Origin of the sequence: Shewanella sp. HL-SH5 (assembly GCF_051163755.1) — a bacterium.
GTDB classification, from domain to species: Bacteria; Pseudomonadota; Gammaproteobacteria; order Enterobacterales; family Shewanellaceae; genus Shewanella; species Shewanella glacialimarina.
Window position 1 is genome coordinate 1,136,154 of sequence record NZ_CP195038.1, and the last position, 20,884, is coordinate 1,157,037.

22 protein-coding genes are annotated in these 20,884 nt (G+C 40.5%); 16 read left to right on the forward strand and 6 right to left on the reverse strand.

Going from position 1 to position 20,884, the window contains the following annotated elements:
* Window positions 1-167: 167 nt before the first annotated feature.
* The 4 genes from ACRWQM_RS04940 (at window position 168) to sstT (ending at window position 4,515) form a co-directional block, all read left to right on the forward strand.
* Window positions 168-1,445: a DEAD/DEAH box helicase gene (locus tag ACRWQM_RS04940; protein ID WP_434931443.1), complete on the forward strand. Its 1,278-nt coding sequence runs from the start codon at window positions 168-170 to the stop codon at window positions 1,443-1,445.
* Between the two features lie 7 nt (window positions 1,446-1,452).
* Window positions 1,453-1,932 (forward strand): dual specificity protein phosphatase family protein, encoded by a 480-nt coding sequence (locus ACRWQM_RS04945; RefSeq protein ID WP_434931444.1) that lies wholly within the window; start codon window positions 1,453-1,455, stop codon window positions 1,930-1,932.
* 285 nt (window positions 1,933-2,217) lie between these two features.
* Window positions 2,218-3,144, forward strand: coding sequence for a chemotaxis protein (locus tag ACRWQM_RS04950; RefSeq protein WP_434931445.1), 927 nt, complete (start codon window positions 2,218-2,220; stop codon window positions 3,142-3,144).
* Window positions 3,145-3,288: 144 nt separating this feature from the next.
* The gene (gene sstT, locus ACRWQM_RS04955) at window positions 3,289-4,515 is read left to right on the forward strand and encodes a serine/threonine transporter SstT (protein WP_434931446.1); all 1,227 of its coding nucleotides are present in this window, start codon (window positions 3,289-3,291) and stop codon (window positions 4,513-4,515) included.
* A 172-nt stretch (window positions 4,516-4,687) separates the two neighbouring features.
* Here sstT and ACRWQM_RS04960 read toward each other — a convergent pair whose 3' ends face one another.
* The 3 genes from ACRWQM_RS04960 to ACRWQM_RS04970 all read right to left on the reverse strand — a co-directional run bounded on the left by ACRWQM_RS04960 (window position 4,688) and on the right by ACRWQM_RS04970 (window position 6,715).
* Complete coding sequence (locus ACRWQM_RS04960) at window positions 4,688-5,341, reverse strand: pseudouridine synthase (protein WP_434931447.1); 654 nt, start codon at window positions 5,339-5,341, stop codon at window positions 4,688-4,690.
* A gap of 103 nt (window positions 5,342-5,444) precedes the next feature.
* Entirely contained in the window at window positions 5,445-6,011 is a 567-nt protein-coding gene (locus tag ACRWQM_RS04965; protein ID WP_434931448.1) for a protein disulfide oxidoreductase, read from the reverse strand.
* A 107-nt stretch (window positions 6,012-6,118) separates the two neighbouring features.
* Entirely contained in the window at window positions 6,119-6,715 is a 597-nt protein-coding gene (locus ACRWQM_RS04970; RefSeq protein WP_434926760.1) for an ACP phosphodiesterase, read from the reverse strand.
* Between the two features lie 220 nt (window positions 6,716-6,935).
* On the opposite strand from ACRWQM_RS04970, the gene ACRWQM_RS04975 reads away from it, so the two are divergent.
* The 6 genes from ACRWQM_RS04975 (at window position 6,936) to secF (ending at window position 12,889) form a co-directional block, all read left to right on the forward strand.
* On the forward strand, window positions 6,936-7,151 hold the full coding sequence (locus ACRWQM_RS04975; RefSeq protein ID WP_434931449.1) for a hypothetical protein: 216 nt from the start codon (window positions 6,936-6,938) through the stop codon (window positions 7,149-7,151).
* Window positions 7,152-7,343: 192 nt separating this feature from the next.
* A complete protein-coding gene (gene queA, locus ACRWQM_RS04980; RefSeq protein WP_434931450.1) occupies window positions 7,344-8,384 on the forward strand; it encodes a tRNA preQ1(34) S-adenosylmethionine ribosyltransferase-isomerase QueA in 1,041 nt (346 codons plus the stop codon).
* A gap of 155 nt (window positions 8,385-8,539) precedes the next feature.
* Window positions 8,540-9,664, forward strand: coding sequence for a tRNA guanosine(34) transglycosylase Tgt (gene tgt / locus ACRWQM_RS04985; RefSeq protein WP_226414192.1), 1,125 nt, complete (start codon window positions 8,540-8,542; stop codon window positions 9,662-9,664).
* Window positions 9,665-9,726: 62 nt separating this feature from the next.
* Entirely contained in the window at window positions 9,727-10,059 is a 333-nt protein-coding gene (gene yajC, locus ACRWQM_RS04990) for a preprotein translocase subunit YajC (RefSeq protein WP_226414194.1), read from the forward strand.
* Between the two features lie 17 nt (window positions 10,060-10,076).
* Window positions 10,077-11,927, forward strand: coding sequence for a protein translocase subunit SecD (secD, locus tag ACRWQM_RS04995; protein ID WP_434931451.1), 1,851 nt, complete (start codon window positions 10,077-10,079; stop codon window positions 11,925-11,927).
* 14 nt (window positions 11,928-11,941) lie between these two features.
* Window positions 11,942-12,889 carry a protein translocase subunit SecF gene (secF, locus tag ACRWQM_RS05000; RefSeq protein WP_434926755.1) on the forward strand — a complete coding sequence of 316 codons (948 nt, stop codon included), beginning with the start codon at window positions 11,942-11,944 and terminating at the stop codon, window positions 12,887-12,889.
* Between the two features lie 87 nt (window positions 12,890-12,976).
* Here the strand turns inward: secF and ACRWQM_RS05005 are convergent, their stop codons facing one another.
* Both ACRWQM_RS05005 and ACRWQM_RS05010 read right to left on the reverse strand, forming a co-directional pair.
* Window positions 12,977-13,432 (reverse strand): hypothetical protein, encoded by a 456-nt coding sequence (locus ACRWQM_RS05005; protein ID WP_434931452.1) that lies wholly within the window; start codon window positions 13,430-13,432, stop codon window positions 12,977-12,979.
* Between the two features lie 175 nt (window positions 13,433-13,607).
* Window positions 13,608-13,892 (reverse strand): DUF3224 domain-containing protein, encoded by a 285-nt coding sequence (locus tag ACRWQM_RS05010; RefSeq protein WP_434931982.1) that lies wholly within the window; start codon window positions 13,890-13,892, stop codon window positions 13,608-13,610.
* 330 nt (window positions 13,893-14,222) lie between these two features.
* On the opposite strand from ACRWQM_RS05010, the gene ACRWQM_RS05015 reads away from it, so the two are divergent.
* The 5 genes from ACRWQM_RS05015 to ACRWQM_RS05035 all read left to right on the forward strand — a co-directional run bounded on the left by ACRWQM_RS05015 (window position 14,223) and on the right by ACRWQM_RS05035 (window position 17,333).
* Window positions 14,223-14,540 carry a DUF2007 domain-containing protein gene (locus ACRWQM_RS05015; protein WP_434931453.1) on the forward strand — a complete coding sequence of 106 codons (318 nt, stop codon included), beginning with the start codon at window positions 14,223-14,225 and terminating at the stop codon, window positions 14,538-14,540.
* 73 nt (window positions 14,541-14,613) lie between these two features.
* The gene (locus ACRWQM_RS05020) at window positions 14,614-14,973 is read left to right on the forward strand and encodes a rhodanese-like domain-containing protein (protein WP_434926751.1); all 360 of its coding nucleotides are present in this window, start codon (window positions 14,614-14,616) and stop codon (window positions 14,971-14,973) included.
* Window positions 14,974-15,885: a precorrin-2 dehydrogenase/sirohydrochlorin ferrochelatase family protein gene (locus ACRWQM_RS05025; RefSeq protein ID WP_434931454.1), complete on the forward strand. Its 912-nt coding sequence runs from the start codon at window positions 14,974-14,976 to the stop codon at window positions 15,883-15,885. It abuts the gene before it with no gap.
* A 75-nt stretch (window positions 15,886-15,960) separates the two neighbouring features.
* Window positions 15,961-16,497 carry a YaeQ family protein gene (locus ACRWQM_RS05030; RefSeq protein ID WP_434931455.1) on the forward strand — a complete coding sequence of 179 codons (537 nt, stop codon included), beginning with the start codon at window positions 15,961-15,963 and terminating at the stop codon, window positions 16,495-16,497.
* A gap of 254 nt (window positions 16,498-16,751) precedes the next feature.
* Entirely contained in the window at window positions 16,752-17,333 is a 582-nt protein-coding gene (locus tag ACRWQM_RS05035; protein ID WP_434931456.1) for a CBS domain-containing protein, read from the forward strand.
* A 103-nt stretch (window positions 17,334-17,436) separates the two neighbouring features.
* Here the strand turns inward: ACRWQM_RS05035 and ACRWQM_RS05040 are convergent, their stop codons facing one another.
* Window positions 17,437-19,884, reverse strand: coding sequence for a S8 family serine peptidase (locus ACRWQM_RS05040; RefSeq protein WP_434931457.1), 2,448 nt, complete (start codon window positions 19,882-19,884; stop codon window positions 17,437-17,439).
* A 366-nt stretch (window positions 19,885-20,250) separates the two neighbouring features.
* On the opposite strand from ACRWQM_RS05040, the gene ACRWQM_RS05045 reads away from it, so the two are divergent.
* Window positions 20,251-20,745, forward strand: a complete 495-nt coding sequence (locus ACRWQM_RS05045) for a GNAT family N-acetyltransferase (RefSeq protein WP_434931458.1) — start codon at window positions 20,251-20,253, stop codon at window positions 20,743-20,745.
* The last annotated feature ends 139 nt before the right edge of the window (window positions 20,746-20,884 follow it).

Consider the following 20,884-nt stretch of genomic DNA (forward strand, 5'->3'; position numbering starts at 1 on the left):
CGCTTGTTATTTCCATTTTAAAGCATTTTCGATAATGTCGTGGCTGGTTCAGACTGTAGAATTGGATTGTTAGCTCACAGAACGGCACTCTGCTGATTGAATTATTTCAGACTTCACCCACAAACTAATGTAAAATTGTGGTTTATCCAAATTAATTGAATTGATACATGACCCAAACTGTTACTTTTACTGATTTTGGCTTGTCGGCGCCTTTGCTAGCTCGACTTGCTGAGCTAAATTATACCTCCCCAACTCCTGTGCAAGCGGCGACAATTCCGGCGTTATTGCAAGGTCAGGATATTCTTGCGGGAGCCAATACCGGTTCAGGTAAAACAGCTGCGTTTGCATTACCTATCATTCAACATTTAAGCCTTAGCACCAAGAAAAATACCTCAAAAAATAATAATGTCAGTTGCTTAGTATTGGTGCCAACGCGTGAACTCGCTAAACAGGTGGCCGATAGCTTTCAGTCTTATGCGAGTCATTTAAATGGCTTGATTAAAACCGTTGCCATTTATGGTGGTGTGTCAGTCAATACCCAAATGTTAGCTCTACGTGGCGGCGCCGATGTAGTGGTTGCTACGCCGGGGCGATTATTAGATTTACTCTCTTCAAATGCACTTAAGTTAAATACCGTTTCTCATTTGGTGCTTGATGAAGCTGATCGCATGTTAAGTCTTGGTTTTACCGAAGAGTTAACTCAAGTACTTGAGTTAATGCCAAAGAAAAAGCAAACCTTGCTGTTTTCTGCGACTTTTCCTGAAGAGGTCCAAGCCCTAGCTTCATCATTATTAACTAAGCCACTTGAGATACATTTACAAAGTGCTGAAGCGAGTACTTTAGTGCAACGGGTTTTTACTGTTAATCGTGAATCTAAAACGGCATTATTAGCGTATTTGATTAATGAAAATCAATGGCGTCAGGCACTTATATTTGTTAATGCAAAAAACACCTGTAATCATTTAGCCCAAAAACTGGCTAAAAGAGGCATTAATGCAGAAGTGTTTCACGGCGATAAAGCACAAGGTGCAAGAAATCGTGTATTAGAAGCTTTCAAATTGTCTGAAATTGATGTATTAATTGCCACCGACATTGCGGCTCGCGGTATTGATATTGAAAAACTACCCGTGGTAATTAATTTTGATTTACCCCGAAGTCCTGCTGATTATATGCACCGTATTGGTCGAAGCGGCCGAGCTGGTGAAGTGGGTTTAGCCATAAGTTTGCTTTGTCATGATGACTATCATCATTTCTCAGTAATAGAGAAAAAGAATCAAATTCGCCTTGAACGTGAGCAAATAGTAGGCTTTGAGGCAGATGAAGAAATGCCATTAAGCGCGCAAATCGTTAAACCAATGGCTAAGCCTGCAGGAACGGGAAAAAAGAAGCGTAAAAAACTTCCTCCTGAAAATGTAAATGTTTGGTCTAAAAACGAAATTAAGTAGTAGGTATATGAAACAAGTTTTTTGGTTAATAGATGGGCAACTTGCAGGACGCAGTGGTCCCAATAAAGATGCATGGGATTTAGCAGAACTTAAAGCCGCCGGATTCGGTGCGATAGCGTCACTCAATGATGGTGCTATGTGTGACACACAAGCTATGGCCGATTTAGGGATAGCGCATCAGGTATTTAGCTTACCTGATAACATCCCGCCTATTGAAGGTGATGTTGAGATTTGTGCAGAAATTATGCCTAAGGTGTTAGCTTTTATTCGTCAGGCTGAGTCGGAAAATAAAGCCGTATTACTGCATTGTCGCTCAGGTATTAACCGTACCGAACTTATGATGGCGTATTATTTAATGGAAAATGGCGCAGCCCCTTTGCATGCCGTTAGCCAGGTGCGTAACGCCAGTGGTTTAGCGTTTGACGCTGAAGGCTGGGATCAGTTCGTTTACGATGTGCTGTACAAATTACAAGAGTCATCTAACTAATTATTGGTATTTGTTAGAATAAGGGAATACTTAGCAGTGCAATACTGAATCGATTTATTAATGATTCAGTGATTATCTGTCGGGTATTCCTTTTTTATTGGATGTTAGGTTCTTAGCCATTACTCATCAAATTTAACAATTATATCCAAATGGTATTGAAATAATCCGCCATTCACTTTATCTATATTACTTTAAATAGAAAATTGAATCGATAGCACAATAATGACAGCCATTTACTGCTATATTATCAAAGTAGTCATTTTATATTTTTAGTGAGGACACTCAATGGCATCAAAGGTTAGCAAAGCCAGTCAATCCCAAGGGTTGCTCCTGTTTCATTTAAATCAGAGTCAACTGTTTGCATTGGGTACATTAAAAATTCGTGAACTGGTGCCTTTTACTGCCTTGACAAAGATCCCTAATTCTCATCCTAGTATCATGGGGGCCGCAGCTGTGCGCGGTGGCACCATTCCGATTATTGATATGGCAGCAGGTATTGGATTTAGACCGATAGATGAAAGTGAATTAAAAAATTGTTTTATCATTATTACTGATTGTCAGCGGATGGTGATTGGTTTTGTGGTACGCGCAATAGACAAAATTATTGAATGTAATTGGCGTGATATTGAGCCGCCGGCGACTAACTTAGGCAAGAATGCCTTTTTAACCGGTGTGACACGTTTTGAAGGCCAGTTAGTGCAATTGCTAGATGTTGAGCTATTGCTATCAAAAATCTTCCCGCATGACCCATCTGTTAATCGTGCCATTTTAACCGATGTGCAGCGAGAAAAACTTAAACCATTACGTATTTTGATTGTTGATGACTCAAAAGTAGCCCGTAAGCAACTATCTGATGCGTTAGATTCGATTAACATTGGCTACCAGGTTACATCTAATGGCCAAGAAGCATTGACTATGATGGTTGAGGCGGCAAAAGAGCGCAATCCAGTACAACTGTTGGTGAGCGATATCGAAATGCCTGGTCTTGATGGATATGAATTATCGTTCGAGGTCAAAAATAACCCCGACATTGCCAAAGCTTATATTATTTTACATACCTCACTTTCAAGCGAAATTAGTTTAAGTCAAGCGAAGCAAGTTGGTGCCAATGAAGCGTTAACTAAGTTTGATGCCAAAGAATTGATCGAAGCCATGTTACGCGGTGCAAAACACATTAGCGACGCAGTCAACTTCGTTAAATCTCCCAGTTAACATGTTTAATTAATGTGGCTAACATGGAAGTTTAGGGTAATTTCCGCATCAATTTAATGTCTTTGCTAGACTTTGCCCGTCTCATCCTGATATACAGACCTTAGTAAGTAAATCAATAATAATAAATAATGTTAAGGTAAAGTAATGAATCAAAACACATCACTGTTTGCACGTATCGCTAATGGTAGCTTAGTACTACAAATTATTGGCGGGATTATTTGTGGAGTTATCCTCGCGTCTGTGTCAAGCGAAGCCGCTGGTCAGGTTGCTTTTTTAGGCGATCTATTTGTCGGAGCATTAAAGGCCATTGCGCCTATTTTAGTGTTTGTTTTAGTGGCGTCATCTATCGCTAATCAAAAGAAAGATAGCCAAACTAATATGCGTCCTATTATTGTGCTGTATTTGATTGGTACTTTAGCCGCAGCGATTACAGCGGTTATGTTCAGTTTTATGTTTCCAACCACACTACTATTAGCCACAGGTATTGAAGGTTCTAATCCACCACAGGGTATTGGTGAAGTATTAAATACCTTGATGTTTAAAGTGGTTGATAATCCAGTTAATGCATTAATGACGGGCAATTATATTGGCATATTAGCTTGGGGTATCGGCTTAGGTGTCGCAATGCACCATGCAAGTGATTCAAGTAAACGCATGTTAGCTGACTTAAGTGATGGCGTATCGACTATTGTACGTTTTGTTATTCGCCTAGCACCTATTGGTATTTTCGGTTTAGTTGCGGCAACTTTTGCTACGACTGGCTTTGCCGCATTAGCCGGATATGGACAGTTATTGCTAGTATTAGTTGGCGCTATGTTATTTATTGCATTAGTGGTAAACCCGTTGATTGTATACATTAAGATTAAACGTAACCCGTATCCTCTGGTATTGAAATGCCTACGTTCAAGTGGTGTGACCGCATTTTTCACCCGTTCAAGTGCCGCTAATATTCCGGTTAACATGGCGTTGTGTGAAGAGCTAAAACTGCATAAAGATACTTATTCTGTGTCTATTCCGCTAGGTGCGACAGTTAACATGGGTGGTGCTGCGATTACCATTACAGTACTGACTTTAGCGGCAGTGAATACGTTAGGTATTCAAATAGACTTTATGACAGCGATTTTATTAAGTGTTGTTGCTGCAGTGTCTGCTTGTGGTGCATCAGGTGTCGCTGGTGGCTCGTTATTACTCATACCCTTGGCATGTAGCCTATTTGGTATTTCAAATGATGTGGCAATGCAAGTTGTTGCGGTTGGCTTTATTATTGGCGTTATCCAAGACTCTGCTGAAACAGCCTTGAATAGTTCAACCGATGTCGTCTTTACTGCTGCAGCTTGTGAGGCCGCAGAAAATAAAGCGAATCTGGTTTAATCACCATGCTATTGCGTTTTTAAATTCAATAAGTGACTGCTATCCAAATGCAATAATGGCAATATCATCACGTTAATCCAATAGCGTTAGTGTATTTGAAACAAAAATGCCGCCCTTTTTTAAGGACGGCATTTTTGTTTGAATAACGGGTTAAATCACATATTAAGGGATGCTAGAAATGTGCTGAACTAACAAACTCTAATAGGGTTTGCTTGTAAGGATGAGTAATCGTTAGCGACTGTGCATGCAATTTTAATCTTGGGCTAGCATCAATACTCGCTTTATCAGCATAGAATGTGTCGCCAAGAATAGGGTGACCTAATGCCAACATATGCACCCTAAGCTGGTGGGTTCTACCAGTATGCGGACTAAGCTCAACTAAAGTGGAATAGGGACGTAGTTCAATGATTTTATAGTCGGTTATAGCGGCTTTGCCTTGGTCGGTAACGTGTTGAAAAGGCGGGTTATCAATTATTGGGCCCAGGGCTAAATCAATTTGGCCTGTTTGGTTGTCGATATGTCCGCTTACTTCAGCAATATAGACTTTTTTAGCCTGGCGATTTTGAAACTGCGTTTTTAGGTGTGATTCCGCTTTTTTATTACGGGCAAAAATTAAAATGCCTGAAGTGTCACAGTCAAGGCGGTGAACCAAAATGGCATCTGAGTATCGCTCTGTTAGCCGATTAATGGCACAGTCATGGGTCTCAGGCGCTCGTCCTGGATTCGATAATATTCCTGACGGCTTATTGATAACAATAATGTCTCTGTCTACGTATCGAATATCTAGCCAGGGAATACTGGGTGGCTGATAAGTAAATATGTGCATTGATTTTCTCTTTGGTCACTTTTGTACAGCGTGAGTTTTGGGGGCTCTACAGCAAGTTCAGGTTTCTACAATAAGTAATGCCAATGATACCGCCTGTTTGGGCTTATAAAAAAGTCGTCAGCCATAAACGTAATTTTAAGCCCCAAGTGGTGGTTACACCAGAGGTAACGAAGCGGATATGCTGATTTTCATCAATAATATAGATAGAAGGAAAAGCATTTGCGCCCCATTGTTGCGATAAACTTGGCTGGTTTATCACCTGTGGTAATTGTGCCTCGTTAATAACTTCAAAACTGAGCTGATTAAGTTGCATATATTGGGTGATATCATCATCAGAACCAGAGGCAACGGCAATCGATATGACTTGGTAATCATTGGAAGAAGCAACAGAGTTGACCATTGGCGAGGTTATTTTACAGGCCGAGCACCAGGTCCCCCAAAAGTAAACGAGTGTCGGTTTGGTTGATGTTGATGCTAAGGTCGTTAAGTCAAAAGACTGTTGGCTAACCGTTACCGCAGACAAATTAGGTGCTTGGCCGTTGATCATGTCGCGCTGTAAATAACTGGTTATAACGAAAAGTATCACTAGGATGATACTTATATCGCGCAATTGTTTTACCCAGAATGAGCCGGTGCGAATACGTTGGCGAAGCAAAATTTTATTGTCCATTAGCTATTATCCCAAACTTCAATAACTTCCACTTACAGCATCTTATAAAGCTATTTCGGTCAGCAGCCTATTATTGTTTGCAGATCCAATAGCTAAATATTTAATGATTAAACTAAATATTCTGCAGGTGTTTTACGGCTGTAAATACGGCTGTATGCCATTAGTTGAGGGTAAAAGGTGCGAAATGCAATTTCAATTTCGATATAAAGTTTATCTACATCTTTGATGGCACTATTGAATAGCTCTGGTTTAGACAGACGTTTGCTGACGCCTGTGATGGCCTGATCCAAACCTTGTCTCGATTGATAACTGCTTAACCAGTCTTGTTGAATAATACTTGGAATAATCGTTTGCAGTTTCGGGGGCAATTCTTGAGTTGTCTGCATGCATTGGTAAGCTTTTTGAGTGAAATCTAGTAATGATTGTTGATGGTATTCTTCCCAGTAATAAGCTAGATAATGATCAAAAGCTAAATCGATTAAAATGGGCGCAACTCTGCGAGAGCTACTAGGAAATTGACTGAGTAAGTCCTTAATAATTTCATGACTATCGGTCACAATATCAATTTGTCTGTGCAACCAGATCCCTTGCTGCAAGTGTTTAGGGTGGTCGATTATGCTGCCTTTAGCAAAATCACCCGCAAGATTAGCCGAAAGGTGCGTGTCGCTAATATCTGCGAGATGTAGATGTGCTAAAAAGTTCATAATTTTATACTTCTTTTTTGTAGATTTTACAGTATGATAACGTATGAAAAATAATCAAGCTATTTGTTAGTTATGCTATTTCTGCATTAATAATACAGTGAGTTAATGTACCACAGACTCTGTCTCGGCTGAATAAATAATGCTGAAGTAACCATGCTATAAAGATTATTTAGAAATACGATTTATATTATTCGTTTTGTTTGTTTTAGGATCATGGAAGATGAAAAGCTGGCTTAATAAAATATTGGGGCGCGAACCTATGTTGGTACGCCATAAAGTGCAGGTTGATTTGCGCTATCATTCCTATCGTTTCAGCATGGATGATTTTAAACATCCAAATACAGACAGTTCCGACAACACAGATGAATCAGAATTAGCTTCGGCTGAAGATCAGGCCTGTGAAATCGCTTCTTCTACAGAATCTTCAATTAAGTAATTAACCCGGCCTTCAGCTGGCAGATATGCCAGGAGACCCGTTAAGTAATGACATCAGTGAATAACTTATAATAGTCACCGTTAATACTAAGGTTACAATAATAATATTGTCATAAATTGATCGTCTTAACTTGATCTTTATCTATGGTCGCCATAGACTGGCGGCCGATTTTTGACTAGTTGAGATCCAATTATGCGCGTCACTGACTTTTCGTTTGAGCTGCCTGATGAATTGATTGCCCGTTATCCAACGGCGCAGCGCAATGCATCGCGATTACTGACGCTTGATGGCCATAATGGCGCCTTAGCGGATAAAAAATTCACCGATTTACTGCAAATGATAAATCCTGGTGATTTGATGGTATTTAACAATACCCGCGTAATACCTGCACGTTTATTCGGTCAAAAAACAACTGGCGGAAAGCTAGAAATTCTTGTTGAGCGTATGCTAGATGATAAACGTATTCTGGCGCATGTTCGTAGTTCAAAATCACCTAAAGTTGACAGCTTAATTGACTTAGATGCTGGCTATCAAATGAAAATGATTGCTCGTCATGATGCTCTATTCGAACTTGAGCTGTTATCTGATAAGACTGTTTTAGACGTCCTTGAGCAAATCGGCCATATGCCGCTGCCTCCTTATATCGACCGTCCCGACGAAGATGCTGATAAAGAGCGCTATCAAACAGTGTATAACCAAAAGCCTGGTGCGGTTGCTGCACCAACGGCGGGGTTACACTTTGATGATGCAATGCTTGCAGCATTAAAAGACAAGGGCGTTAATATTGCCTTTGTTACCCTTCATGTGGGTGCTGGTACTTTTCAGCCAGTGAGAGTGGATAACGTGCTTGAGCACAAAATGCATTCTGAGTGGGCTGATGTACCACAAGAGGTTATCGAGTTAATTGCGCAAACTAAAGCCGCAGGAAAACGTGTTGTCGCAGTCGGTACAACTTCCGTACGTTCATTAGAAAGCGCAGCAAAAGCCTGTGGTGATGATCCATTAACGGCGTTTTGCGGTGATACGGATATTTTTATCTATCCTGGTTTTCAATTCAAAGTAGTTGATGCCATGGTGACTAACTTTCACCTGCCTGAGTCGACATTAATCATGTTGATGAGTGCTTTTGCCGGTTATGAAGAGGTAATGAAGGCCTATCATCATGCGATTGAGCAGAAATATCGCTTTTTTAGCTATGGCGATGCGATGTTTGTGACGAAAAAAGCCCCGTAAGCGGCAAAATTGATTTAAAATAAGCGCCCACTCATATGTGGGCTTTTTTATTGAATTTTTACTGGTTTGACTGTTCATTACTTGAAGTATGAACATTTGCCCTCATTACTATTGAAACAACAACAAGTCAGACTGTTTATCTGACAAGGTGATTTATGAAATTTGAGTTAGATACCACTGATGGACGTGCGCGTCGTGGCCGCCTAGTTTTTGAACGCGGAACGGTAGAGACGCCAGCATTTATGCCTGTAGGCACATACGGTACTGTAAAAGGTATGACCCCAGAAGAAGTCCGCGAGACGGGTGCAGATATTCTGTTAGGAAATACCTTCCACTTATGGTTACGTCCTGGTGAAGAAATCATGCGTAAGCACGGTGACTTACATGACTTTATGAATTGGCAGCGCCCAATTTTAACCGATTCGGGTGGGTTTCAAGTATTTAGCTTAGGTGATATACGTAAGATCACTGAAGAAGGCGTACATTTCCGTTCACCTATTAATGGTGAAAAGATTTTCTTAGACCCTGAAAAGTCGATGCAAATTCAAGATTCGTTAGGCAGTGATGTGGTAATGATTTTTGATGAATGTACACCTTATCCAGCAACACATGATGAGGCACGTAAATCGATGCAAATGTCATTACGTTGGGCAAAGCGCTCACGCGATGAGTTTGACCGCTTAGAAAATCCAAATTCATTATTTGGCATTATCCAAGGTGGTGTATTTGAGGATTTACGTGATGAATCGATTGAAGGTTTAACGAATATCGGTTTTGACGGTTATGCGGTTGGTGGATTAGCGGTAGGTGAACCTAAAGCTGACATGCATCGGATTCTTGAACATGTTTGCCCACAGTTACCCGCTGACAAGCCTCGCTATTTAATGGGCGTAGGTAAGCCAGAAGATTTAGTTGAAGGTGTGCGTCGCGGTGTTGACATGTTTGACTGTGTTATGCCTACGCGAAATGCCCGCAACGGTCATTTATTTACCAGTGAAGGTGTGATTAAAATTCGTAATGCACGTCATCGCGATGACACTGCAACACTTGATGCTAAGTGTGATTGTTATACCTGTAAAAACTATTCACGCGCCTATTTATACCACCTAGATCGTTGTAATGAGATCCTAGGTGCGCGTTTAAACACTATTCATAATCTACGTTATTATCAAATTTTAATGGAAGGTTTGCGCGGCGCGATTCAGACAGGTACATTAGACGCCTTTGTAAAAGACTTCTATACCGGTTTGGGGCGTGAAGTGCCTGAGTTTAAAGGCTAATTTACTGTTTATTTAGACTTTTTTGTTCATTTAATTGTTTATTTATAAGAAGAGAGAGAACTATGTTTATTTCAAATGCATATGCAAGCGCAGCAGGCGGACCTCAAAGTGGCGGCACCATGGAATTAGTGTTCATGCTAGTCATGTTCGGCTTAATCTTTTACTTCATGATTTTCCGTCCACAGTCAAAGCGTGTTAAAGAGCATAAAAACCTAATGTCATCGATTTCAAAAGGTGATGAAGTCCTCACTAGCGGCGGTATTTTAGGCAAAGTGACTAAAATCAGTGATGAAAACGATTATGTGTTATTAGCGATTAATGATAACAATCAAATCACCATTAAAAAGGACTATATTGCAGCAGTATTACCTAAAGGTTCTATTGCCTCGCTATAAGCCAAGAGGGCGTCAGAGTGTTAAATAAATACCCTATGTGGAAAAACTTGATGGTGATGATTGTTATCGCCGTCGGGTGTTTTTATGCAATGCCGAACCTTTTTGGTGAAGACCATGCTGTTCAAGTTGTCGCGACTCGTAGTGCTGAAGTCACTGTCACCACGCAATCAAACATCACAGCCGTACTTGAGAGTAAAGGCATAGCGATTAAACGCTCTGAGCTCGAAAATGGCCAATTGTTAGTGCGTGTTAGTGATCCTGAGCAGCAATTACTTGCTAAAGAAGCGATAGCAGAGGCATTAGGCAATAATTATACCGTGGCATTAAACCTAGCGCCGGCAACACCAGAATGGCTTGAAGCCCTTGGTGGTTCGCCAATGAAGTTAGGTCTTGACCTTCGTGGTGGTGTTCACTTCTTAATGGAAGTGGATATGGGCGAGGCGCTACGCAAAATGGAAGAAGCTAAAATAGCTGATTTCCGTAGCCAACTGCGCGAAGAGAAAATTCGTTACGCGGGGATCCGTAAAACCCCTAAAGGCATCGAAATTAAATTTCGTGATGCAGAAACTGTGGGTGTTGCCGAACGTTTTCTTAAAACCAAAAGTAACGACATGGTTTATTCTGATGGCAGTCGTGATGGTAATTTCTTTTTAGTTGCCGATATGAGCGATGCTTATATCAAGCAAGTTAAAGAAGAAGCGTTACAACAGAACATTACCACTATTCGTAACCGTGTTAACGAGTTAGGGGTAGCTGAGCCAGTCGTTCAACGTCAAGGTGCTGAGCGTATTATCGTTGAATTACCAGGTGTTCAAGATACAGCTCGTGCTAAAGATATTTTAGGCGCAACCGCTTCAATTGAATTCCGTATGGTTGATGACAAAGCCGATGCTGCAGCTGCTGCAAGTGGTCGAGTGTCTGCTGCTTCAGAGGTTTATCCTCGTCGTGACGGTGGTATTGCTGTACTGCGTAAAGAAGTCATGTTAACCGGCGATCATATCACGGGTGCACAACCTACTTTTGATGAATATAGCCGTCCTCAAGTGGCAATTAACTTAGACGCTAAAGGTGGCAATATTTTCTCAAACGTGACCAAGGATAACATTGGCAAACCAATGGCAACCTTGTTTATTGAATATAAGGATAGTGGTTTACGTAATCCTGATGGCACAGTGAAAATGACTAAGATTGAAGAAGTCATTTCTGTCGCCACTATTCAAGCACGTTTGGGACGTAATTTTGTCATTACTGGCCTTGAGCATAAAGAAGCACAAAGCCTGGCATTACTGTTACGTGCGGGTGCATTGATTGCACCAGTGACAATTGTTGAAGAACGTACTATTGGTCCTAGCTTAGGTGCTGAAAATATTCAAAACGGTATGCAAGCTATGATTTTTGGTTTGGCCATCGTATTGGTATTTATGCTGGTTTATTACCGCGCATTTGGCTTTATTGCTAACTTAGCATTGCTTGCCAACCTAGTGATGGTTGTAGGCGTGATGTCGATGATACCTGGTGCTGTATTAACACTTCCTGGTATTGCCGGTATGGTATTGACGGTTGGTATGGCGGTTGATGGTAACGTACTTATTTATGAGCGTATTCGTGAAGAGTTACTGGCTGGACGCAGTGTTCAGCAGGCGATTCATGAAGGTTATGCTAATGCATTTTCAACCATTGCTGATGCCAACATTACTACCTTTATGACAGCGTTAATTTTGTTTGCTGTAGGTACTGGTGCAGTAAAAGGCTTTGCGGTGACCTTAATGATAGGTATTGCGACTTCAATGTTTACCGCAATTGTCGGTACGCGTTCAATCGTTAATGCGCTTTGGGGCGGTAAACGTCTTAAAACGCTGTCAATTTAAGGAAGGAGTTGAACATGTTTCAGTTATTTTCAGTGAATAATACCGTCAACTTTCTTCGCCATGCGGCGCCGATAAGTGTTATGTCGATGCTTCTAGTGATTGCCTCATTTGTGTCTTTAGGAACAAAAGGCATTAACTGGGGCCTAGATTTTACCGGTGGTACGGTTGTTGAAGTTGAGTTTTCTAGCCCAGTTGATTTAAATGTATTACGTAGCAAGCTAACGTCTGTTGAAACAGAAGGTGCATTAGTACAGAACTTTGGTTCAAGTACTGATGTGTTGTTCCGTTTGCCTGTGCGTGAAAACATTAAAAGCGACGTTCAAGCCACTGGCATTATGAAAGTGGTTAACTCAATGGATGATAACGCAATTCAAAAGCGCGTTGAATTTGTTGGACCTCAAGTAGGTAAACAGTTAGCCGAGCAAGGTGGTTTAGCGGTTATTGTCGCATTAATCTGTATTTTGATTTATGTGTCGTTCCGTTTTGAATGGCGCCTGGCTGCCGGCTCTGTAGCCGCGCTTGCCCATGACGTTATTGTTACCCTAGGTGTATTTTCTATATTACAGCTTGAGTTTGACTTAACTGTTTTGGCGGGGCTATTAACCGTTGTCGGTTACTCGCTTAACGATACGATTGTTGTATATGACCGTATTCGCGAGAACTTCCTCAAAATGCGTAAAGGCACGCCTGAAGAGATCGTTAACCAATCAATTACGCAAACAATGAGCCGTACCGTGATTACAACAGGTACGACATTAATTGTGGTTATCGCACTATTCTTAAAAGGTGGCACTATGATCCACGGATTCGCCACAGCGTTATTGTGTGGTATTTTTGTGGGTACATACTCATCGATTTATGTTGCAAGTTATTTAGCCATTAAATTGGGTATTAACCGTGAGCATATGATGCCAGTTGAAATCGAAAAAGAAGGTGCTGATCAGCCTCCAATGATGCCTTAATCAGCCAACTTTTGAATAAAAAGCCACTTTAGTTTGCTAAAGTGGCTTTTTTTATAAAGCTAATAATGTCACTTAACATTAGCTGAGTTACTCAAACCAATCTTTTACTTGATCCCATATCCCAAGTGAAAGGTCAGGGAATAGGTCGATACCTAATGCTGACTTTAAGATATACAGTGACAATAACCCCAACAAAATACCCGCCAATATTACCGCTATGATACTTAACATCAGCATGGCCACTGACATTTTCTTTTCTGTGCGAGTATAAGCACGTTTGTTTTTACCTAACAGAAACACATAATAAAATCGCCATTTTATAAACGGGAACTTAAATGTGCCTCTGTTATCAATAAAGTGGCCGCCCCATGTATTGGGGCCGAGTGCACTTTTAATGCCCTGTAGTTGCTCATCAGTGTAAGTTTGGGCTAATGACGAGGGGAGGCGCCCAAGTAACTTTACAATGAGTTCATCTTGACGAATATCGAGCGCAACAGGTGATGATGCTATGTTTTTGTTTTCATCAGTTGGCAAGTTCGACATTCAATAACCTCAATGTGTGGCGTGATAGGGGGACTGATTAACAATAGCTAATTAAAACCTATTTGGGCGAGACTTTATGTGCAAATGCTGTTTGCTAGCTTTTGCATTCAATGGCGAAATTTACTCAGCTGTATTAGACATTATCTTCAGTATGTTAGCTTCAGTTTGTTAACTGCTATTTCGCAGGTATTGATAATGATAACTCATAATTTGCTTGACCATTGTCTGTCGTTTTAAAAAAACCTTGACCCGTCACGTTTTTAAAATCACCCGTTCCAGCATCAACTACAATGGTAAAGTTACTTGAGGCAATATGATTTTGATATTCGCCTGTGTGTTGTAACGTAATGGTACCTTTTAATTGGCTAATAAAAATATTAATCACCTCATAGCCAACAAAAAAGGCATGATCATCGTTCAGATATGTCATTAGGTAATTTACGTTAGCATCGCCTGTTATCTCGCCATCATATTACTGGGTTATCTTTGCATGGGTTTGCTTACCACCTTCAGCAAAGGTGATGTAGGTGCTTTCATCCCAAGCGGTGATCTGAAAGTGGCCCCTGTAAATGTCATTTTTACTCATTGTTCACCCTGGTAGCTTTGAGAAGACTTAACTGTGATACAGATGATTTATAACGGTAATAGCTGCTTTTGTCTAATTTTCAACCATGGCACGGTTCTCAACTCGACAGTAAATAAGTTTAGCAGTAGGATGAATAAAAATTTTGCTAAAGTGATAGAGGCTTAAGCTGTATTTCACTTAAAATAATACCCTAGGATAATAATAATGGAACAACGCAAAGTCTTGTTAACAGGGGGTAATTTACTTCAAGCCCATACTTGGAAAGGTTTGTTGGAAACCAGTGGGATTGAAGTTGATTTACGTGGTGAGGCGTTAATGGGAGGGGTTGGGGAGCTACCTGTTGATCTTCAGAGTGTTGAATTATGGATAGATACAGATCATTTAAGCGAAGCGCAAAGCATTTTGGCTAACTTAGATGTTGAGCAGCCGCAATGGCAATGTGTACAATGCCATGAAACCAATGAAGGTAGTTTTGAGCTTTGCTGGCAATGTAGTTCTCCCAAAAGTGAGACACATAACTAAGTTTATCGATAATTTTAGTAAACAATTATCCAGATAAATTCTTCTATACTCAGGATTTAATACAGGGGGAATTATGCAACCCACTTCTGCATTTGCACAGCTAGTCGATTCAATTAAAGACAAAGTGACTCATATTAGTATTGAACAATTTCAAGCTGATGATAAATGGGTATTAATCGATGTTAGGGAAGATCATGAATGGCTACAAGGTCACTTACCTAACGCGAAACACTTAGGTAAGGGGATAATTGAGCGTGACATTGAAACGCGTTTTCCTGATAAATCAACTCCGTTATTGCTTTATTGCGGTGGTGGACATCGCTCGTCATTAGCGGCTTATAATATTCAGCAAATGGGGTATACCCAGATAGGATCATTAGTTGGTGGTTTTAAAACCTGGGTTCAACATCAATTTCCAGTGGTGCAAGATTAAGTGCAATATTTCCCGTTATTTGTAGATACAAAAGAACTCTTTGTGTTAATCGTTGGAGCCGGTGAGGTAGCGAGTCGAAAACTTGATTTGCTCGCCCGTACTGATGCCACTATTCATGTTGTTGCACCTCAAGTGGCTGCTGATGTTGAAGCTTATGCTAACAAAGGTAGGATAAAACTATCACGCCGAGAGGTTTCTATTGAAGACATGTCCTGTTATGACCTCATTTATTTTGCAACCGCAAATGAAAAACTCAATACTGAATTAGCGGTTATTGCGAGTGAAAAAGGTATTTGGGTTAATGTGGTTGATAATCCTAAATTCTGCCGCTTCATCACGCCTTCAATCGTGGATAGAGGCCGACTTGTTGTAGCGATAAGCACTGCAGGTGCTGCGCCAGTATTTGCCCGTACAATTCGCTCACGTTTAGAAACCTTGTTACCTAACTCATTAGCGCCCTTATTTGATTATGTTGCCAGTAAGCGGGAGGACGTGCAGCAAAAGCTTACCAATGGCAAAGATAGACGTTTATTTTGGGAGCGATTTTTTAATCTTAATCAAGATCGTTTTGATACTGCGACCGATACTCACTACCAGCAAGCATTTAGTAGTTATGAAAGCCGTGGTGAAATTTTATTATTGGATGAAACCACTCCAGCGGGTTTATTGCCCATCGCTGTGATGCCACTATTGCAAAAACTGGATGTAGTATTTATTGAAAATGATTTAGATGAGCATACAAATGAGCTATTAAGGCGCGATGCATCAAGGGAGTCGCTACCCGCATTAAGTACGATCTCAAAGCAGTTTGAACTTGGTGATAGAATGTTGCTTGTGGCTTCAGCTGAAAAAGTTAATCAACTTAAAGCACACTTTCCTATGGCAAAACATTTAAGACCAGGGGCTATTTAAGCGCATTTCATTTATGATTGCGTTCATCTTTTATAACCGAGTAAATTAGCTCGGTTTTTTATTTTTGAGGTCAACATGGCACCTAAATCTACCGTCTACAAAGTCAACTTACAAATAGCTGATATGGATAGGCATTACTATGGTGAGCATCCATTAACGATTGCACAGCATCCGTCAGAAACCGATACCCGTATGATGGTGCGTTTATTAGCTTTTGCTCTCAATGCCAGTGAATCTTTACAATTTAGTAAAGGACTTTGTGTTGATGATGAGGCTGAATTATGGGATGTCGATTTATCAGGTGTGGTTGATTTATGGGTTGAGTTTGGTCAGGCCGATGAAAAGTGGTTACGCAAAGCATGCGGGCGAGCAAAAAATGTCATTTTGTATACTTATGGTGGTCGTAGTGTACCGATTTGGTGGCAACAAAACCAAAGTACTTTAAGCCGTTATAAAAACCTAAAAATAGTTAATTTCCCAGAAGCAGCGGTAGAGCAATTAGCTGCATTTGTGGGTCGTAATATGGCGGTTCAAGTGAATATTAATGAAAGCCAAGTATGGTTATCTAATGCCGACATAAGCGTACTTGTTGAGCCTGAAATACTTCAATAATATTAATTATCACTGGCTTATCTAGGGTCAGTGATCTTTCTTCTCATCATCTCAAAGCTTACCCGCCTAGCACAATCCATACGCAATAAAACTGAACTGAACCTTAATTATCATAATATGAACTAAATTTAATCCTTTGGTATATTGTGAAATGTTTATCTTGGGCAGATAATAAAATTCAGTTAATAACAGTTGTAACTCTTTATATTGCATTTAAATCAATGGTTTAGATTTATATTGCTAAGGATGTCGTTGTGAAAAAATTAACCCTACATGAAGTCGAAGCAGTCGATGAACTTGCTTGGCCTGCAAACCATCAAGAATATAGTCTTCATTCACCCGCTTTAGATGTCTTTACCGATTTTAAAAACGTAAAACCTTTGGTTATCGATGCACACGCTTCTGCTGTAGAAGTTGAAAGCTTGATGAAAAAAGCACATGTTAGATTAAAATTAGTTATTGATAAAAAAGAACATTTTATTGGTTTAGTGAGTTATGACTCATTAAATAGCCAAGAAATCGTTAAAAAGCTGGTCAAAGGAGATTTACGCGAAAATTTACTCATTACTGACTTTATGATCCCTAAATCGAAGTTAAAAGCGATTGCTTATGCTGACATAGTTAACGCTAAAATTGGCGATGTCATTGAAACCCTGAAAGTTGCTGGTCAACAACATTGTTTAGTCATAGACCGCAAAGATCATACTATCCGCGGTGTTTTATCGGCAAATGATATTGCTAAAAAATTACACTTGGCGATAGATGTGAGTACACCAACCAGTTTTGCGAGCATTTTTGAGGCTATTTCACCTATTCCTCAACCGCTTGTAGTGTAAATTTGAAGCATAAAAAAGCCCCGTTAAGCTAATTGTCAAATCGCTAAACGGGGCTTTATTGTGTAAATCATTTCGATAAAATGATTGTTTTATCTCTAACTGATTACTTAAAAGTCAGTGTCCATGTATCGATATAGCCAGTATCACGACTTGCGTTATCTACAGCCTTGAGCTTCCAAGTTCCGCTTGACTCAACACCGGTAAAGTTTGCACTGTAGGTTGTGTTGATGTTGTCGGTTCCACCACCGCTGTTGCTATGTAAAGCAACTTTTTGGCCTGTAGGGCTAATCAGTTCAACTTTTAAATCACCAATATATGTGTGGATGATCCCCACGTTAACAGAAACTGTCCCTGAATCACCAGTGCGTGTTACATTAATTGAGCTTGTAATACCGGTAGTATTGTTATCAGGAATGTTAGCGTTAGTGGTATTGGTATAACTTGCTGGACCACCTGTCGTTCCGCCACCTGTAGTGCCTGCAGTATAATTAGCGACTAGGTTTACGCCACTAAATGCGCTGTAGCCTTTAACCATCACATAATAGGTACCCGATTGAACTGTGGTTATTGGGCAAGACTCGCTATTACCACCTTTCCAAGGACGACAGTCATAGCTAGTGGTAGATGGAGAAGCACCGTATTGGACATATAAATCTGCATCACCTGTACCACCGCTCATGGTGAAGCTGAGGTTTTTAGCTCCTGCAGGGACATCTAGCGAGAAATAAAGCTCATCATCTTTTGCACCGGTGAGGTTTGATTTTGTCACGCCATTAACAAGCACTAAATCTCCACCACCTGTGCCTGGATCAGTTGGGCCATCACATGATGCATCTAAATAGGCTTTAGCCGCTGTAGCGTTAATCATGCCGTAACCAGTTTGATTATCACGGCCGGCAACACTTAAATCATCAGCAGTTGCATTTAATGCTGCACGAACTTGTGTTGCTGTACATTGTGGATGATAGCTCCACACTAATGTTGCTACACCCGAAACATGCGGTGTTGCCATAGATGTACCATTGTAAAACGCGTAGTCCTTGTTGCCCTGGTTGGCAACAGTTGTGCTGGCGCCAAGCTTAGCGCGAAGTGCTAAACCAGTTGCTCTGTCTACTGATACCGTAGGAATTGTGATGTCGCTGTTAGCGTCAACTAGGAATGGGTTTTGTAAGCCGGGCAATGCACTATTACTGTAAACAATTGCGCCAACTGCACCGGCCGTTTTACAGGCTTTGGCTGCATTTATTTCAGGATAGCTTGTACCTTGATTGCCAACACGCTCAACTAAACAAATTTTGTTGCTCATATTGCCACAGTTAAAGCTAGTTCCACTTACGGTACATTCAGCTAAGGTGGCGGTTACTTGGCCATTAACAGGGCTAGGGGCATAGCTAGTGCCTGAAGGTGTTAAACGATTGTGTGGAACGACGCCATTATTGAAGTATGATTGTCCGCCGATAGTAATGTCAGCCAAACGCCCTTCACCTACGGTTACAGTAGATAAAATTGCTTCACCAGGACCAGATATTTCTACTTGGTTAGTATATTGAGAGAAAGCAGCGCGATCTCGATTGCTATCAACAGCAGCAACAGACATAACACCGTCATATGAAGCTGGGTAGCTGTATGTGCTGTCGCCAGCGTTACCCGCAGCTGCAATCAGTAATACGCCATTGTTGTAATGTGCATTTAATGCATTACGCTCAGTAGTGGTTGAGCCGCTTCCACCCAAGCTCATAGTCACCACATTGGCACCATTGCTAACACAGGTATCAACAGCAGCCACAAGTGATGAAGAATATCCCCAGCCTGCCTCATTAAAGACTTTAATGACATGAATATTAGCATTTTGGTTAGGCATAACCCCAACAACACCTTCATTGTTGGCTATAGCCGCAATGGTACCAGCGACATGCGTACCATGGGCGTTGTTATTACCCGGTTGATACCAGTTACCTGTACCTGAATTGTTTGTACCTGTAACATTGTTGCCACTTAAATCATTGTGGCTACGGTCATACCCTGAATCGATAATACAGATGGTACGGTTACCCGTTTGGCTATCGCTAAGTGCAGTAGCACCTACAAAGGTTTGCCCCCAAGGAGTGGTTTCAGCAAGCAAACGGCGTGGCATATCTTCTTCGACATATTCAACATCAGCGCGAAGGCGAAGAGATTGTACTGACTTTGGATCTAATTTAACGGTATAGCTATTACCACGGGATATGCGCTTCATCTCTTTGGCTTGAACACCGTTTAGTGCTCTAAAATGAGAGAATATTTCGTGTGAACGTGGCTGATAGCTAGCAGCATCATCCGATTGGTTTGTTGATTGAGCATTAAATTGTTGTAGATTTGATTGTATGTCACTGCCATTTCTAAACTTAACAATATAACGTTTAGGTAATGGTGAGGTATTATCTAAGCTAGTTGCTGAAATCCCATTTTGTGATGTTAAGTTTAGGGATTGAGGTGCGGCATATAAGCTAGTAGATACAGCAAGCGCTATACCTGAGAGGCTGAGTAAAACTAAAGGTCGTTTCTTTTGCATTTTTTATCTTCCATGTGATGTTTTTATTATTTATATTATTTTTATAGTTGAACTTTCGGCTTATTACTTAAGGGTAAACTTCGTTCAACAACTAAAATGTAACAGGATGAGTACATATGTAAACAAAATGTTACCGTGCGCTGTTTTGTATAATCGTTAAGTAGCTTATGTTTGTGAGTATTTACCCGCTAAAGTTGACTTTTTATTCTTTTTTGAATGTAGCTATACAAGGTTAATATTCCTGTTACACAAGCAATTACTAATAACCGAAACATAAAGTTAGCGGCGGTATAGTGTTCAATTATGCTTAATGGAAAGTCGGTATGGCGTCTTTAGTTGTATATAAATAAAAGGAATAACTTATATATGAATGGAATATTAAGGCGAGCCCATAAAGCTGATGCATCACAAGCTTTTATAGTCCGAAATCTTGCTATATTATCCCAATGTGTTGATTGTTATGGTATTGATGCAATGACTAAATGGACTGAAGGTCAGATGCCTGAGGCATATGCTGATAAGCTATCATATGATGGTTATGTCTATGTGGTTGACGGGCAGTCAAATCTATCTGAACAACAGTTAATTATTGCCTCTGGGATGCTTGATGTTAGTAGCGGATTTATTGATGCGCTGTTCGTCCATCCTGAATACATGAATTTAGGTATCGGCAAGTTAATGTTGGCTCATCTTGAGCGCATAGCAAAAAAATCAGGATTGACTTTTATTGCATTAGAGTCGACGTTAAATGCTGCTGCATTTTATCGAAAATGTGGTTTTGTAGGTAATGAAATCAGTGTTTATCACTCCCCTAGAGGCTTTGATTTAGACTGTGTTGTGATGAAAAAACAACTGGTTTAGTTGACCTGTGGATAGTGTTTTTGAGGTTAAGTAACAGGGGACTATTGAATAAAAAATGCCTTTATTATTCACATAAAGGCATCTTGTAAGATGTGTAACCTGAACTCGGATTCTGTCGCTAACCGTTAATATTACTTAC